Raw genomic sequence first — 16,470 nt, forward strand, 5'->3', positions numbered from 1 at the left:
CACTTTCGATACCAATCCTAACGATGTTTTGGGGTTCGCTAGTTTCGATATCGTCCGATAATTAGCTTTTATTTTCGTCTAAAATCGCGCTTCTTCTTACTTTTGGATGGAAGGCGTTTTGAAAAAACTGACGAAAAATCTCTCGCGCACGGCCATCGCCGCATGCGTTGCTTATGCCGGGCTCATGCCCTTATCCCGGCCCGCCGAGGCTCAGGTCGAACCTCTGAAGAATCCCGTCTACGGTGTGACCCTCGACGACCTGACCAAGCTGGACGCGATCGTCGCGTCGCTGCAGAACCTGCCGTACAAGCCCACCGTGCGTGTCGTGTTCGATCCGGGTACGTCTGCCGCCGACTACTACGCACCGCTGCTGCGCCTGCACGCAGTCGCGTACGTGATGGGCGAAGTCTACGATTCTTACTATTTCCCGACAGATCTCGCCACGTACAAGGCACGGACGCAGGAACTGGTGTCGCAGTTGAAGAACACGGTCGACGTCTGGGAGATCGCGAACGAAATCAACGGCGAATGGCTGCGTACTGACCCGAGCGGCACGAACTCCGTGGTCAACTCGGAAGAGCAGCAGATCGGTCAGATGGTTGCCGCGGCCAACCAGATCGTCAAATCGAACGGCGGCAAGACGGCCATCACGCTGTACTACAACGACGACAGCAAGGGCAACAACTGCTGGGAGAAGCCGCAGGATTACTGGAAGACGTGGCCGACCACCTTCCTGTCCTCGACGGTCCGCCAGCAGGCCGACTATGCGCTGTTCAGCTACTACCCGTACCAGGATTGCCCGGGGCTGAGTCCGACGTGGAAGAACGATTTTGCGGCGCTGGAAGGCATCTTCCCGAACGCGAAGGTCGGCTTCGGCGAAATCGGCACCTCGGACACCGCCGCGCCGGCATCGGTGCAGCAGAACCTGATCAAGACGTACTACCCGATGGTCAACAGCATGACCGATCCGCGTTTCATCGGCGGATTCTTCTGGTGGAACTACGTCGAGCAAATGCTCCCGTATTCGACGAGCTCGTACTTCCAGCTGTTGCGTCAAACGATCCTTCCGCTCAAGTCGCCCAACTAAGCGAAAAGCGCCGTTCAAGATCAAGCGTCAGCGTCGATGGCTAGAACCACAATGTCGCGCGTACCACGAGACCACGTGCGCGTGCCGCTGACGTCAACCCGAACCGGTATTGCACCGTGACATCCAGGTAGCTTGCCGGCGCGCTATACCGGCCTTCGCGAAACCAGTACCGCAACTGGATGCCCGGCCCGGCGCCGATCGCCGTCTTGTCCGGCTGTCGATTGTCGTGATCGCCGGCCACCGCGGCGTGCGGGTAGATGGTCAGCCGATCGCTGATCATCGGCAAGCGCCAGGTGTGCCCGTAACGCAACTCCGAATAAATGATGTACCGACCCGCGCTGATGAAGTACGCGCCCTCGACATACGCCTGCCAGCTGCGCCAGCTCGGTTCGGTCACCCTCAGGTCGGTCCCGGCTTCCGACGAATAACCCAGGCGCATCAGCCAGTCGGTCGTCGACAGGGCGCCGACGTGGAACAGCCGCTCGGCGGTCAGCACGACGTTCTGGTCGGGCAGCGGCTTGTAGCGTGCGCCCACCGAACCCTGCACGGTCGGCATGCCGGTCACGTTGCCTGTCCCGTCGTAGGCCGTGCCGTATCCGCGCACGAAGAACTGGAAGATGCGGCCGTTCTGATAGCCGATCTTCGGCGGCTGCCAATACACTTCGATACCCGGCTGCAACACGCTGATGGTGCCTTGCGGGCCGAACGCGGCCGACTGGTACGGCGCGCTCAGCACGAACCCCCAGGTGCGCTGAAGCTGCTCGACTTCCCGCCGATAGCCGAACTTGTGCTGCGCGTCGAACGTGTGTTCGTTTTCGTCGGCGTCGAGGCTGTGCTCGAACAGATCGATAGACTCCTGGTTCAGCCCGATCCGCTTGGCGGCGTAGCCCGCGTCCGCGTAGTTCATCGCGTTGCCGGCGCCGCCGGAAAATCCTTCCTGGAATGCATCGAGCGCCTCGCGATCCTTGTGGTCGCGCAGCAGGTCGTAGGCGTCCTGCAGCTTCTGTTGCGCGGTATTGTCCACTGGCGCCTGAGCGGCCTGATCGTCTTGCCGCGCCTGCGCCGCGATCGACGCGGCCATGTTGCGCTCGCCATCGGACGTCGCATCGCTGGTTGCCAGGTCCGCCATGCGGATCGCGGTGTCGCGGTCGCCTGCCTGCAGGCTCATCTGTGCGATACGCAACTGCACCACGGCCGATTTCTCATCGGCCAGCGGCGTCAGTGCAATGCCGGCTTCATGCGGACGCTTCGCCGCGAGCGCGCTGTCCGCCCAGGCGAGGCGCAGGTTGCGCTGCTGTTCCTTGCTCCATTTCCCGGTCGCGACGGCGGCGGCGAAATCGCTGCAGGCAACGTCGTAGCGCATCTGCCGCTGCGCCAGGTAGCCATGCTGTGCGCGTACCGCTGCACTCTTCGGAAAACGAACGATCAGCGATTCGGTCATCGCGTCCGCTTGGTCGACTTTTCCTTCCCGTCTGTAGACATCGACGAGCAGCAGCCCGAGCTGTTCGCTTCCAGGTTGAATCTTGATGGCACGCGACGCATACACTTCCGCGAGGGGCAGGTCGCCGGCATTGATCGCCTTGTAGGCGCTGTCGGCGAGCCGGTAGGCTTTGGGCGTCAAGTGCTGGGCGGCGGATGCCGGCGCCTGCCAGGCCAGCGACACGGCGATCGCCAGTGCGCTCAACCGTGCGCAGCGCTTGAGGCTGGCCGCGAGCGGGAATCTCGAATGCTTCATGCCTGTTCTCCCGACGGCTTTTTCGTGGGAGCGTCCTGCTGCGCCGACGGATCGCCGTCGCGTGCGCGTACGAGTTCGACGAAGCGCGAGTGCCGGGCGAGTTCGGCGGTAATCTCCAGATCGCAGGCAATGAAATAGGCCACCTTCGCCCGGGCGCCGCGCCGCACGACATCCTGTTCGTCCGGCGTGAGCGGCCGTCCGACCGCGATGTTCAACGTGCCGTCGTCCGCCGTTGAAAACGGGACGGCGCGATACGCGTACTGCAGCTCGAATGCCAGTGAATCCGCGAAGTGGCCCACCGCGACGTTGCTCAGGCACACCCGAGGCAGTTCGGCTTGCTCGGCGATTGCATCCGCCAGAGATTCGGTCGAGAGCGCGCTACCTTCGATCAACAACTCGCCCAGCCGCTTGCCGCAGATCAGCTGCTTCTCCAGGCTCGCCTGCAATTGTTCCAGCGTGACCACTCCCCAATCGACGAGAATCTCGCCGATCTTGAGGCGCACTTTGCCGAGTTCCTTGTTCGACAGGTAGGTATGACTGGTCTTGTCCCACGCGATGGGCTTGCCGCTCGCGAGATGGCCGAGATAGATGCGCCACGCGCGGCAGACCGCGTAGAAATTGATCAGGTTGTTGACGAACATCCGCGGAATCGACAGCAGCCCCTGGACCGGGCCGTTCAGCTTGCTGACGAAGTGATAGCGCTGCCCCGCACGCGCAAACAGCATGGCGGTGTTCACCCACAGCAGCGGCGCGACCCACGGGCTCGCCGCGAGGGCGGTGGCGCCGACAGGGATGGCATGGCCGGCTTTCTGAAGGGCGGCCAGCAACAGGAAGTTGAGCAGCACGCCATAGGCAATCACCGAAAACAGTGACGTCACGATGCCTTTGCGATCGTGGAAGAACATGTAGCGGGTGAGCAGGTTGCCTTTCCAGCCGAGTTGCTCCCAGCCCTGAAAGGCGATGCCGAGAATCCAGCGGGCGCGCTGACGGTAGGCGGTGCGAAATGTCTTGGGAAAGTACTCGCGTGTGGCCAGCAGGTTTCGATTGACGACGCTGCTGCTACCACTGGCACGCTCGGCCCCGGTGTCGCGCGCGATATCCGAAAGCGGAAAGCGGGCGAAGGTTTCCTTCATGCCGAGGTCCCTCAGCCGAAAGCTGAAGTCGTAGTCCTCGGTCAGCGAACTGGTGTTGAACGGGCAGCCGTTGCGTTCCTTCATCGCCGCTTCGATCGAGCGCCTGCTGTAGCACGACGCCACGCCCGCACCCGGGACGATGCCGGTCAGGCGGGCCCGCACCGGCACGTCCTTCTGGTGCGTTTCGCTGAAGTCGTCGAGGTAGCAGCCGGCGACGAACTCGTTCCACTTGCGCGGCAAGGACAGCACGGGAAGCTGGACCAGGTCGCTCTCCGCTACCGCGTGGTTGAGGTACTTGAGTTCGACCGGATGAATGACATCCTCGCAGTCGTGCATCACGACGCCCGCGAACTGGATGTGATGAACCGCTTCGTAGCGCAGGATGGCTTCGACGATCCAGTTCAGGCAGTCCGCCTTGCAGGTCGGCCCGTCGTTCATGACCGTCGCGCGCGTGACCCTGCCCGGATACCGGCGGACCATCCGTTCGACCTCGGCCGTGGTTTCGGCATCGTTGTGATAGGTGCCGACGAATATCACGTAGCGCTCGTATTCGAGGGTCGCCAACGTGTTTTCGATCATCTTGGCGATCACGTCATATTCTTTCCAGGCCGGCACCATCAGCGCCAGATGCCGTTCTTCCAGCGCGCGCAGCATGCCGATATCGATCGTTTGCGATTTTTCGCGGCGCAGGATCCGACCGATTTCAAATGACCAGTAACAGGCATCCAGCGTGAGGTCATCCAGTGTGCTGACCAGGATGACGATTGCGGTCACAATGGTGACAAGGTTCAGTGCATATAAATACGCACTCCAAATCATGTTATCCATCATTTTTTCCGCGCTGTTATCTTGTATTGAATTATTTCCCCTCGTACCGACGCAAGACGAAACGTTCCCCGTCTTCGCCGCCCCCGTCACGTCCACTCCGTGGTGTGTGCCACGCGAATGCCTGCCGCTCGAAAAGGCGCTGCGCCGGGCGCGACCTTCCTCGATGCAGCGTGTTCAGTGGATGACTTTTCGACAACCCGGTCCCTGCTTGCCTGCTTCCGTCCCAGCGTGCTTCAACACGCTTGCCGCCACGCCCCACCCGGCGCACGCGCAGTGCTCCCCGCGCACCGACTTCGCAACCCACTGCTCATGAAGCAAGTCGTGCGCCATCGCTGCGTGACCCTTGAGCCTGAGGGCGTCACGGGGCGTCGCACAGGATCGGCCCATCGAATCCGAGCCAAATGTTTCAGTGCTGAAACACGCGGTAGATCGACCGGATGACACATCGTTTTCAGACCCTCTGCCGGGCGTCGGCGGCCACCCTCGGTAAGTCGTCGCGCGATTCCTGCCGCGACCGGCCGGATGGATCGGCGTCGAACCGGAAATCAGGCGCCTCGGTCGTCATTTCGCATGCATGTCGTCCGCGGCAATGACCGCGTCGCATCGCTGCGAAGCGCCGCGATCAACTGGTTTTCCCTGAATCGTACGAACAGGCTTGGCGCGTTTGTCCGATTAAATTCGTGACACCGCCGCGTTGCACGCCTGAAACGTTTATCGAGGCAATTTTTGAGCTGAATTGATGCGCCAATTTCGGCACCTTGGCGCTATGCCCATTTGCGACGGATGGTACGGTTCTAGCTTGAAAGTCAAACCATCTCCTGCCGGATTTATTCGTCTGGTTTCAATCTCGCAGCAGAAATTCACGACATAACGCCCCGAATCCGGATGGCGCTTCGCCGTGCTCGTTTCGTTAACGAGATGAACTTATTTTGCATATCAAAGGATGAAAATCATGCCTTCGCATCGCAAGCAATCTTTTCGAAACGGGTTGAACACCGCCGGATCGCTCGTCGCATTGATCGCCACGCTTGTCTTCGCCGTCGGCGTTCAGGATGCGAGTGCGCAGCAGAACGGCAATTCTTCTGTCCAGAAGAAGGTGAAACCGCCTCCGCTGCCGACCGGCTCGGCTCAGGTCAAAGTGAAAGCAGGGATGTCCGACGAGGATTGGGACAAGGCATACAAGGAAACGGGCCGCCCGAAGTTCAGCAAGAATTCCGTCAAGAAATCCAATGGCAATGTGGAACGTGACTAGGGAGAAACGGCCATGAAAAAGATCTTGCTCGTCATCGCCCTGCTTGCCGGACTCGCGCAAATGACATTGCCGGGCACCGCGCATGCGCAGGCCACCACCGCCCATACGCTCGTGCTGTACGACAATCCGGCCAACGATCCGTATTCGAAGCTGGGCCTGATGTACAGCATCATGCTGAGGAACCTGCTGGGTCACTTCAATACGACGGTCGACCTGGTGCCGATCCAGAACTACACGTCCGGCATGATCGGAAGCCACGACGCGACGTTCTATATCGGCGACTACTACAACAACCCGATTCCGACGGCGTTCCTGAGCGACGTGATGACCGCCCAGAAGACGGTGGTCTGGTTCAAGTACAACCTGTGGGAACTGGCATGGAACACGGCCTACACGTTCAACCAGACCTACGGGTTCAGCTTCCAGGGCCTCGCCGGGATGAACGCGACGCCGTCGGCGAGCAATCCGAATCCCGGCTTCTACGACACGGTCACGTACAAGAACCTGTCGATGGTCAAGTACTACGCCTATGACGCGTCGACCGGCGTCATCAGTGCGGATCCGGACGTCGGCCTGACCCAGATCGTCGATGCCACCAAGGCGCAGGCGCTCGTCACCATCAAGAACAGCCAGAGCGGTGCAACCACGCCCTACGTCATGCGCTCGGGCAATCTCTGGTACTTCGCGGACATGCCGTTTTCCTACATCGGCCCGACGGATCGCTACCTGGTGATTTGCGACATCCTGCACGACATTCTGAAGACCAATGCACCGGTGAATCATCGTGCGCTCGTCCGCCTGGAGGATCTCGACGCGTACACGACGACGAGCTCGATGCAGCAGCTGTCGAATTACCTGTACTCGAAGCGGATTCCGTTCACGATGGCCACCATCCCGTTGTATACGGACCCGAACGGTTATTACAACGGCGGCGTGCCGGAGACGATCCATCTGGCGCAGGCGACCGGCCTCAAGAGCGCGCTGAACTATGCACTCGCGCGTGGCGGCTCGATCGTGATGCACGGATATACGCACCAGTACGATTCGACGCCGAATCTGCAGAACGCCGTGAGCGGCAGCGATTACGAGTTCTGGTTCGCCGTGCAGAACCGACCGGTCGATGAGGACTCCGTGCAATGGGCGGAAGGCAGGATGACCGATGGTCTGCTCGAGTTCACGACCAACGGCTACAAGGTCGTCGGCTGGGCTGCGCCGCAGTACCAGATGTCGCCCGCGGCATCGTCGGCGACCGCGCTCACGTTCCCGACCACGTTCCAGCGGGCCGTGTACTACACGTCGACCAATCCGCAAATCGGAACGGGGGCAGCCAACCAGGACTTTTCCGCCGGGCAGTTTTTCCCGTACATCATCAACACCGATTACTACGGGCAGCGGATCATTCCGGAGAACCTGGGCAGCGTGCAGTACAACATCTGCAATATCGACCCGTTCTCGTGCATCACGTACACGTGGCAGCAAATCGTGACCAATGCCCAGTATGGTCTGGCGGTGCGGGACGGGTTCGCATCGTTCTTCTTCCATCCGTACTGGCTTGAACCCGATCTCGGATTGCCGGCGTATCGGGACTTCCAGAGTCTCGTCACCGGCATCACGAATCTCGGCTACAAGTGGGTGGACGGCACGACGGCCAAGTGAGGGCGCCGTAGCGGCAACCCCGTGCGACCCGCATCGACAACGCGGGTCGCACGTTTGCATTTGATCGGCTACGATGACGCGCAGGCATGCTTCCCGGGGAGCCAGCGATGACCACGTACGCGATCCCGGCCTTGCGCAGGATTCGTCTGCGCATGGGCCGGTTTCGGCTCGCAGCACGGCCGGGCCTGCTCGCCGCCGCGCCGCGTTCGCCCCGGGCGGCAACGCTTGCGGCCATCGGCGCATCGCTCGTCGTGGCCGCCTGCAGCTGGACCGCGCACGACGTGCACGCGGACGGCATCGTCTGGCAGGTGGACAACTCGACGACGAACCCGGTCGGCAACTGGCAGATGCTCGGCATCAGCGATCTGCTGATTCAATGGACCGTCGTCGACGATGCCGCGTACATCCCCAACACCCGCATTCAGCCTGCTGCGCACCTTCCCGACTGGGAGCGTATCGGTCGTGAGCCGTGGGCCAGAAACGTCATCCTGGGCCTGGCCGGCTACCAGGACGAAAAGCGTGCGCGCACCCATCTGTCGACGCTCGCCGACCAGTCCCTGGAAGTGGCGCACGCATCCGTCCCGCTGCATGTCACCGGCTACTACTTCCCGGTCGAAATCGATCCGACCTGGCAGGATGCCCCCAAGCTCGCCGCGGTCCTGCAACGGCTGCCGCGTCCGCTCTGGGTGAGCGTGTACGACCAGACCAATATCGGCGGAAAGGCGCTCGCGGACTGGCTCGCAACGTGGCTGCCTGCGGACGTCGGCGTGTTCTTCCAGGATGGTTGCGGCGTCTATGCCCGCGAGCCGTATGTCGCGCGCAGCTACCTCGACGAGCTGGTTGCAAAGCTGGGCAAACGGCGCGTGCGGGTCATCGCCGAGGCGTTCCGGCCCGCCGAGCGCGGCGGGTTCCGTTCGGCCAGCGCCGACGAGTTGAGCAGGCAACTGCTGGCGTATCGCGGCTATTCGGTCTATCTGTTCGATGGTCCGCACTATGTGTCGGACGACCTCACGCGCGCGCTCTCGACGTGGAAGCCCGGGCCGCCGCCGGTCGCGCCTGCGGGGCCGGCGCACTGAGTCGGCGCGATCCCGGCAAGCGGGGCGAACGCTTCGCGAAACAATCGGCCCGATTGGCTTTCTGCCGGCAACGCGTGCCCGGAATCCGGTGTCGAGACGCCGGGAACCAGCGCGTTTCGCATCCCCCGGCCAAGGCCCATTTGATGACCAAACCGCAAGACCTAGTGCATAGATATCGTTTGCCGCGGCCTTAATGACTATCGACAATCGTGGCTCGATTTCACCGCCGTGGCGCCAGCAGCGCCGCGGTGGCCGGCATCGGGCGGCTATCCCGGCCGTCCGCGCCATCCAGCTCACGACGACATGTACGCGTTCACTCCCTCATTCCAGAATCCCGCCGGTTCGCCGATCCGCGAACTGTTCAAGTACCTGTCCGAACCGGGCATGATTTCCTTCGCGGGCGGCTATCCGGCCAGCGACCTGTTCGACGTCGACGGCCTGAACGCGGCCGCCGAGCGCGCGTACGCGCAGCCCGTGCGCTGCCTGCAATATGGCCCGACCGACGGCCTCGCCGACCTGAAGCAGCAGCTGATCGCGCTGATGGCGCGCCGTGGGGTGGCGTGCACGTCGGCCGAACTGCTCGTCACGACCGGTTCGCAGCAGGGCCTCGACCTGTTGCTGCGCGTGATGGTGTCGCCCGGCGACGTGGTTTTGACCGAGCAGCCGGCCTATCCGGCGACGCTGCAGGCGATGCGTCTGCAGCAGGCGCGCATCGTGACGATTCCGGTCGACGGCGACGGTCTCGACGTCGATCGTCTTGGCGACCAGCTCGCGTCCGGCGCAATCGCGCAGCCGAAGTTGCTCTACACGGTGCCGACCTTCGCAAACCCGACGGGTGCGACGCTCACGCGCGAGCGCCGGCTGAAGCTGCTGCGTCTCGCGGTGCAATACCGTTTCCTGATCGTCGAGGACGATCCGTACGGCGACCTGCGGTTCGCGGGCGAGGCTGTGCCGTCGATGCTGGCACTCACCGATGAAGTGGACGGCGCACGCGACTGGCTCGTGCATTTCGCGAGCCTGTCGAAGATCGTCGCGCCGGGGCTGCGCGTGGGCTGGACGATCGCGCCGGCCGAGATCGCGCGGCGCTGCGTGATCGCGAAGCAGACGGTCGATCTGTGCAGCACGCCGTGGACGCAGGCGGCCGCCGCCGAATATCTGGCCGACGGCGCGCTCGAACGCCATCTGCCGCGCATCACGGCTGCCTACCAGCGCAAATGCGAGGCGATGTGCGACGCACTGCGCGACGGCCTCGGCGATGCGATCGAATTCCATCGTCCCGAAGGCGGGATGTTCGTGTGGGCGCGGATCGGCGCGGTGTCGTCGGACGTGCTGCTGCAACAGGCGATCGCGAACAAGATCGTGTTCGTGCCGGGCAAGGCATTCTTCGCGGACAACGTCGACGCGTCCTCGCTGCGGCTGTCATTTGCCGCACCGGACGTCGACGCGATCCGGGAAGGCGTTGCGCGCCTCGTGCGCGCGTATGGTGCGGCGCTGGCCGCTTGAGGAGACATCCACATGAAACTCACCGTCAACGACACCGTATCGATGGGCGCAGCACCGGGCGCGGGCGATCACCGGCCGGTTGAGCACCGTTCGTCGCAGATCAGCGCGGGGCCGCAGTATGTGGCCGACGTGCTCGGCCGCTTCGGCGCGGAGCCGGCAGCCGACCTCGGCGAAGCGGCATCGGTCGTACTCGGCTACAACTGAGCCGCACGGCGACGGCCGGCGCGCCATGCGCGTGCCATCGCCGCCGCAAACGGTTAAGCTTGCGCGATCGCCACCCGCACGATCGCCGCTTCGTCATGCCCGACTCAATGTTCGAATCGCTCGCGCAAACCTACGAGCGCCTGTGGTCCTGCCTCGAATCCGGCGTGAGCGCGCAGCGCTCGCCGTTCACGATGCTGCAGGCCGCGACGCTCGGTATCGACGGCGCGCCGAAGGTACGCACGATCGTCTTGCGCCAAGTGAGCCGCGCCGATCGCGTGCTGTCGTTTCATACCGATGCGCGTTCGGAGAAGGTCGCGGAGCTGCGCCGCGATCCGCGCATCGCGCTCGTCGGCAACGATCTCGATGCGCTCGTGCAGATTCGCGTGGAGGGGGGTGCATCGATCTGCGACGACGACGCGCAACGGCGCGCGATCTGGCAATCGAGCCGCCCGCATACGCTGCTGCTGTATCGCGCGCCGTTGCCGCCGGGTACGCCGGTCGAGTCGCCTGAGGCGGCGCATGTCCCGGCAAGCCAACGTGCCGAGCCAGCCGGCGACGGTTATGAAAACTTCTGCCTGCTTCACGTGACCGCGACGCGCATCGACTGGCTCGAACTCGCGCGCAGCGGCCATCGCCGCGCGGTATTCGATCTGCACGCAGGCGGCTACGAAGGCCGCTGGATCGCGCCCTGACCCTGCTGTTCGTCGGACACTGCCTGCGCGATCATCCACTCGCGCATCACGGCGATCGCATCGTCGTCGCGCCGCTCGGCCGGATACACGAGATAGAACCCCACCGACAGCGGAAACGCAAAATCGAACGGCTTGCACAGCCTGCCCGCGGCGATGTCGCGCTCGACGAGCGGATCGGTCGCGAGCGCGATGCCCTGGCCGGCGACGGCCGCATCGATCGCGAGCGACGTCTGGTTGAAGCGCAGCCCCTTGTGCGGATCGATGTCGACGGGTTCCGGCATCGCGGCGAGGAACTCGGGCCACAGGTCGTGCGCGTCGTGCAGCAGCACCTGGCCCGCGAGCGCGCTCGACGACGCGGGCGCGGCCAGCAGCGTGGGGCTGCACACCGCGCACACGTCGAGCGGGAACAGCGCATGCGTGGCGAGATGCTTGCCGAACGGCGGCTTGCCGTAGCGAATCGCGAGATCGACGCCGTCGTGGCGGAACGTCGCGAGCTGCGGGTCGGCGATCACGCGCACGTCGTAGTCGGGATGCGCGTCGGTGAACTGCGCGAGTCGCGGGATCAGCCATTTCGACGCGAACGACGGCGTCGTGCTGATCGTCAGCGCGGCGCGCCGCTTCACGAGCTTGTCGGTGGCGTCGGCGATCGCGTGCAGCGCGCGCTGCACGTCGGAGAAATAGGCGGCGCCGTCGTGCGTCAGCGCGAGGCCGCGCGGCAGGCGTTCGAACAGTTTCAGGCCGAGCACGTCCTCGAGGTGGCGCACCTGCTGCGCGACGGCGCCCTGCGTGACGCCGATCTCGTCGGCCGCGGCGCGGAAATTGAGGTGCCGCGCGGAGACTTCGAACGCGCGAAGCGCATTCAGCGGCGGCAGGCGGGAGGGGCGAGGCGGCATCGTCAGGCTGTAGAAAAACTATCGACTGGAGGCAGAAATACTGGTTCGACAGTCGGTATCGATGCGCCTACATTACCACCATGGCGCACCGAACGGCGGCTGCGCGGCGGCAGGATCCGAACGAGGAGCAGATCGTGACTGTAGAAAAAGTGGCGTTGATCACGGCGGCGGGCAAGGGCATGGGCGCGGCGATCGCGCGCGAACTGGCGGCGACGGGCTATCGCGTCGCGCTGATGTCGCCGTCGGGCAGCGCGGTGGCGCTCGGCGAGGAGCTGGGCGGGTTCGGCATCCAGGGCTCGGTGACGGAAGAGGCCGACATCGACCGGCTCGTGCAGGAAACGGTCGCGCGCTACGGCCGCATCGATGCGGTCGTGAACAACACCGGGCACCCGCCGAAGGGCGAGCTGCTGGCGATCACCGACGACAACTGGCACGCGGGGCTCGACCTGATCCTGCTGAACGTGGTGCGCGTGATGCGCCGCGTGACGCCGATCTTCCAGAAGCAGGGCGGCGGTGCGGTGGTCAACATCTCGAGCTTCGCGGCCGACGCGCCCGAGCAGCCGATGCCCGTTTCGTCGGCGCTGCGCGCGGCGCTGAGCGCGTGGACGCGTCTTTACGCGGAACGCTATGCGGCCGAGAACATCCGGATGAACGCGGTGCTGCCGGGCTTCATCGACAGCTGGCCGGAAACGCCGGAGATCGTCGCGCGCATTCCGGCCGGCCGCTTCGGCAAGACCGGCGAGATCGCGAAGACGGTCGCGTTCCTGCTGTCCGACGGGGCGGGCTACATCACCGGGCAGAACATTCGCGTCGACGGCGCAATCGTCAAGGCGCTCTGAGCGTCACACGGGCGAGCGGCCGCGCGGGCCGCTCGCCGTGAGACTCACTGCCTGACGGCGCACGAAGCTCCGCCTCCGGTCATCGCTGAAGCGTCCCGGGCGAGAGATCGGGAAGCGGTAAGTCCCGTGTTTCCATGCGTCGGTTTGGGTGTGAGACGCGTGGGCGGCGTAGCGACGAACGGTCAGAAATCCAGCAGCAAATTTCCGGGATCGCGATCGACGAGCGGCGCGTGGCCGGCGATCAGTGCCGCGCGTTGCCCCGGCCGCACGAGCTTCTGGAGCTGACGCACGACCATCACGCCGTCGATCGGGCTGACGACCGGAACGCGCGCATTGATCTCGGGGCTGTCGAGGCGCACGATCTCGGCAAACGTCTCGCCCGCGGCAATCCGCTCCCCGGGCGCGCGCCGATACACGATCACGCCGGCGCAAGGGCAGCGGACATGGGCCGCGCCTTCCAGCGGAAACGCTTCGGGTGACGTGATGCGGGCGCAATCGTTGAACCCGTCGGGCAAAGACAGGACCCCTTCGGATTCGGCGAAGCGCAGCAACCTTCCGGCATCGGTCGACGCGAGCGCGTCGCTGACGTCCGACTGCCCGCGCAATTCGATCGTCGCGGAAAAGCCGCTGGCCTCGCCATCGAACAGGCCGGCCCGCTGCAGTTCGCCCCATGCGCCGGAATGACTCTGATCGAACGCACCGCCTCCGGCTCGCGCCGGTTCCAGCAGCACGACCGGGGCGTCGATCCATCGCGCCACCTTGATCGCGCGTTCGCGCTGGAGCGTCGACGCGTAGACGTGGGCGATGGCATCGGTGTCGCAATGAAGGTCGATGACGATGTCGTGCTCGATCGCCAGCCGGGTCAATTCAAGCTTCATCGCGGCAGCGGGGCTCATTGCATTGCCGCCGTCCAGCAGGCCGCGAAAGAAGCGCTTCCACTCGGAACGCGTGAGGCTCGCGGCGTCGTCTTCGCGCAAACGCTGTTCGACGGCTCGCCCGAGTGCCGGGAAGTTCCTGTTGAAGTTCTCGCCGTTCTCGAAATCGAATCGCCCGACGACAGGGCCGAAGAGCCGCTGCGACAGGCCGATCGGATTGGAAAACGGGACGACCGTGACGCAACCGTCGATGCGCCCGGCCCGGTCGAGCGCGTGCAGCGCCGCGAGCATGTGTTGCAGGACGAGCAGGCCGGGATGCTCGTCCGCATGCAGGCCGGCGTGGAAATAGAGGCTGCGGCCGTGATCGATCTGGCCGAACCGGTGTGCCGTCAGGCTGAGCGCCACACCCGGCGCGGGCGACGGCAGGGGAATCTCGATGCGTCGATAGGTCATGCGTAGTCTCCTCAAATGGGGTGCGGCGCCGTGGAAGCGCGGACGCCGACGAAACGCTCGTTCGGCGATTCCCGACAAGCGCCGGGCCTCATGACTGAATTTAGATTTTCTAGTCTACTCTGGACATTTTGGTTTAGGAAGTGGATACTTTGACCAGGTTGTTCCGCAGGGATGTCGGGTCGTCATGGAATTCGCGCTCGGGCAACAGGCGGAAGCTGCCTGCCGCGGAGATGTCGTGCCGGACGAGGTGCCCACCTGCTCGCTGTCTACACGCGCGGCCGATGGCAGATCGCGCAATCCATATCAAAGGAACGGACTGACATGAAAATCAAGGAATTCGGTGTCGAGCGCTGGATGGATCTTTACGAGCACCACTGCACGTACAACCTTGCGGAAACGTGCGTCGAATCGCTGACCGTCGACCAGCTTCTCACGCTGACCGGCCGTCAGGAGTCGGTGCTCGACGAGCTGCGGCCGATGAAGCTGACGTATGGCGCGATCGAAGGGACCGCCCGGCTGCGCGAGGCCATCGCTCGCACGTATTCGAAGCAGTCGGCGGAAAACGTCATCGTGACGCACGGCGCCATCGGCGGGAATGCGCTGATCTACGAAACGCTCGTGGAACCCGGCGACACCGTTGTCTCGGTCCTGCCGACTTATCAGCAGCACTACTCGATTCCGGAAAGCTATGGCGCGAACGTCAAGGTCCTGAAGCTGCGCGAAGAGAACGGCTTCCTGCCGGATCTCGCCGAACTGGAGTCGCTCGTCGACGGAAAAACGCGACTCATCGCGATCAACAACCCGAACAACCCGACGGGATCGCTGATGGACGAAGCGTTTCTGCGCAAGGTCGCGGATATCGCTCGGCGTTGCGGCGCCTATGTCCTCTGCGACGAGGTGTATCGCGGCACGGACCAGGAGGGGAGCGGGTATAGCGCATCGATCGCGGACCTCTACGAAAAGGGCATCAGCACGGCCAGCATGTCGAAGACCTATTCGCTCGCCGGGTTGCGTCTCGGCTGGATCGCCGGCCCGACCGACCTGATTCGGGCAGTCGCCGTCCATCGCGACTACAACACCATCAGCGTGGGGATGATCGACGACTACTTCGCCACCCTGGCGCTCGAACACCGCGATGCGATCATGAAGCGCAATCTCGACATCGTCCGCACCAATCTCGCGATCCTCGCGGCGTGGGTCGATCGGGAACCCGCGATTTCCTGGATCAAGCCGAAGTCGGGAACGACCGCGCTCCTGAAATATGCGTACGACATGCCGTCGCGCGATTTCTGCGTCGAATTGCTGGAAGCGACGGGCGTGATGTTCACGCCGGGGAGCGCGCTCGAGATGGAGGGGACTATCCGGATCGGTTACGCAAACCACCGGGATGTCCTCGAGCAGGGGCTGGCGCGCGTGTCGGATTTCCTGCGGACGAAGTCAAGCTGACGGGGCCGGTATCGAGCCGCTCGGGTGGGCCGTTGCCGCGCCCGGCCGGCGCGGCCGTCACGCCGTTACCGGCGCCGAAGCAGTGCCGAATCCGTCATTCGAGCCCGCGCATGTCCCGCAAGTGCTGGTAGACGGTAGCGCGTCCCATGTCGAGCACGTTCGCGACATAGTGGGCGGTACGCTTGCCGTTGAAGCCGCCCTGCGCGTACAGGGCCTTGACGAGCTCGCGCTTGTGTTTCCGGGACAGCGAGTCGAGCGCGAGCTGACGTTCGCGTAGCCAGGTGTGCAGGAACGTGTTGATGCGCTCTTGCCAGTCATCGTTGAACAGGGCTTCCTGCGGTCGCACGGGGCCCGCACCGGTCACGAACAGGTCGAGTGCGTGCCTGATGTCGTTGAATGCCGCGATATTGAAGTTGATGCACACGACCCCGATCGGCTCCGACGATTCACCGGGTACGAGGACGCTGACGCAGCGCATCTGACGGCCGTCCCAGTTCGTTTTCTCGTAGGGCCCCATCACGTGCTCGATCGCGGACGCCTTGAATTCGTCCAGGGCCGAGTCGTCTCCGGTTTCGCGCTTCGAGAGGTTGTTGGCGATGTAAGCGACGGTTTGCGTCGCGAGATCGTGGATCACGACTTCCGCGAAAGGGAAGAACAGCGCGGCGATACCGTCGGCGATGCGCCGATATCGATCGAGCGGGCGTTGATCGGCGAGGGCTTGTTTCGGCTTGCGGAGGAGCATCTTTCGTCTGCCAATCGGGATGGGTTCAGATCGTGAGCAACGAGACGGGCGGGGGC

General features: G+C 63.8%; 14 protein-coding genes. 9 read left to right on the top strand and 5 right to left on the bottom strand.

The window, feature by feature from the left end; translation table 11 throughout:
* Positions 1 to 184: 184 nt before the first annotated feature.
* Positions 185 to 1,087, top strand: a complete 903-nt coding sequence (locus tag QZM67_RS13860; RefSeq protein ID WP_301803962.1) for a hypothetical protein — start codon at positions 185 to 187, stop codon at positions 1,085 to 1,087.
* Positions 1,088 to 1,127: 40 nt separating this feature from the next.
* Here QZM67_RS13860 and QZM67_RS13865 read toward each other — a convergent pair whose 3' ends face one another.
* Entirely contained in the window at positions 1,128 to 2,822 is a 1,695-nt protein-coding gene (locus tag QZM67_RS13865; protein ID WP_175022335.1) for a bacteriophage N4 adsorption protein A, read from the bottom strand.
* Positions 2,819 to 4,786 carry a glycosyl transferase family protein gene (locus tag QZM67_RS13870; RefSeq protein WP_301803963.1) on the bottom strand — a complete coding sequence of 656 codons (1,968 nt, stop codon included), beginning with the start codon at positions 4,784 to 4,786 and terminating at the stop codon, positions 2,819 to 2,821. The genes QZM67_RS13865 and QZM67_RS13870 overlap by 4 nt, the downstream gene beginning before the upstream one ends.
* A gap of 940 nt (positions 4,787 to 5,726) precedes the next feature.
* On the opposite strand from QZM67_RS13870, the gene QZM67_RS13875 reads away from it, so the two are divergent.
* The 6 genes from QZM67_RS13875 (at position 5,727) to QZM67_RS13900 (ending at position 11,166) form a co-directional block, all read left to right on the top strand.
* On the top strand, positions 5,727 to 6,035 hold the full coding sequence (locus tag QZM67_RS13875) for a hypothetical protein (RefSeq protein ID WP_301803965.1): 309 nt from the start codon (positions 5,727 to 5,729) through the stop codon (positions 6,033 to 6,035).
* 12 nt (positions 6,036 to 6,047) lie between these two features.
* Positions 6,048 to 7,691, top strand: a complete 1,644-nt coding sequence (locus QZM67_RS13880; RefSeq protein ID WP_175022333.1) for a DUF2334 domain-containing protein — start codon at positions 6,048 to 6,050, stop codon at positions 7,689 to 7,691.
* A gap of 107 nt (positions 7,692 to 7,798) precedes the next feature.
* Positions 7,799 to 8,767, top strand: coding sequence for a hypothetical protein (locus QZM67_RS13885; RefSeq protein ID WP_301803968.1), 969 nt, complete (start codon positions 7,799 to 7,801; stop codon positions 8,765 to 8,767).
* 303 nt (positions 8,768 to 9,070) lie between these two features.
* The gene (locus QZM67_RS13890) at positions 9,071 to 10,270 is read left to right on the top strand and encodes a PLP-dependent aminotransferase family protein (RefSeq protein WP_301803969.1); all 1,200 of its coding nucleotides are present in this window, start codon (positions 9,071 to 9,073) and stop codon (positions 10,268 to 10,270) included.
* A gap of 12 nt (positions 10,271 to 10,282) precedes the next feature.
* Positions 10,283 to 10,474, top strand: a complete 192-nt coding sequence (locus QZM67_RS13895) for a hypothetical protein (RefSeq protein ID WP_301803970.1) — start codon at positions 10,283 to 10,285, stop codon at positions 10,472 to 10,474.
* A gap of 95 nt (positions 10,475 to 10,569) precedes the next feature.
* Positions 10,570 to 11,166, top strand: a complete 597-nt coding sequence (locus QZM67_RS13900; protein WP_301803972.1) for a pyridoxamine 5'-phosphate oxidase family protein — start codon at positions 10,570 to 10,572, stop codon at positions 11,164 to 11,166.
* On the opposite strand, the gene gcvA is transcribed toward QZM67_RS13900, so the two are convergent.
* Entirely contained in the window at positions 11,139 to 12,059 is a 921-nt protein-coding gene (gcvA, locus tag QZM67_RS13905; RefSeq protein ID WP_301803974.1) for a transcriptional regulator GcvA, read from the bottom strand. The two genes, QZM67_RS13900 and gcvA, sit on opposite strands and share 28 nt — an antisense overlap.
* A 134-nt stretch (positions 12,060 to 12,193) precedes the next feature.
* Here gcvA and QZM67_RS13910 point away from each other — a divergent pair, with 134 nt between their 5' ends.
* Positions 12,194 to 12,898, top strand: a complete 705-nt coding sequence (locus QZM67_RS13910) for an SDR family oxidoreductase (RefSeq protein ID WP_039354670.1) — start codon at positions 12,194 to 12,196, stop codon at positions 12,896 to 12,898.
* 182 nt (positions 12,899 to 13,080) lie between these two features.
* Here the strand turns inward: QZM67_RS13910 and QZM67_RS13915 are convergent, their stop codons facing one another.
* Entirely contained in the window at positions 13,081 to 14,226 is a 1,146-nt protein-coding gene (locus QZM67_RS13915; RefSeq protein ID WP_301803977.1) for a succinylglutamate desuccinylase/aspartoacylase family protein, read from the bottom strand.
* Between the two features lie 321 nt (positions 14,227 to 14,547).
* Between QZM67_RS13915 and QZM67_RS13920 the strand changes: the two genes are divergently transcribed.
* On the top strand, positions 14,548 to 15,672 hold the full coding sequence (locus QZM67_RS13920) for an aminotransferase (RefSeq protein ID WP_175022327.1): 1,125 nt from the start codon (positions 14,548 to 14,550) through the stop codon (positions 15,670 to 15,672).
* A 94-nt stretch (positions 15,673 to 15,766) separates the two neighbouring features.
* Here the strand turns inward: QZM67_RS13920 and QZM67_RS13925 are convergent, their stop codons facing one another.
* On the bottom strand, positions 15,767 to 16,414 hold the full coding sequence (locus QZM67_RS13925) for a transcriptional regulator (protein ID WP_175022326.1): 648 nt from the start codon (positions 16,412 to 16,414) through the stop codon (positions 15,767 to 15,769).
* Positions 16,415 to 16,470: the final 56 nt, after the last annotated feature.

Source organism: Burkholderia sp. AU45251 (assembly GCF_030482905.1).
GTDB classification, from domain to species: Bacteria; Pseudomonadota; Gammaproteobacteria; order Burkholderiales; family Burkholderiaceae; genus Burkholderia; species Burkholderia aenigmatica.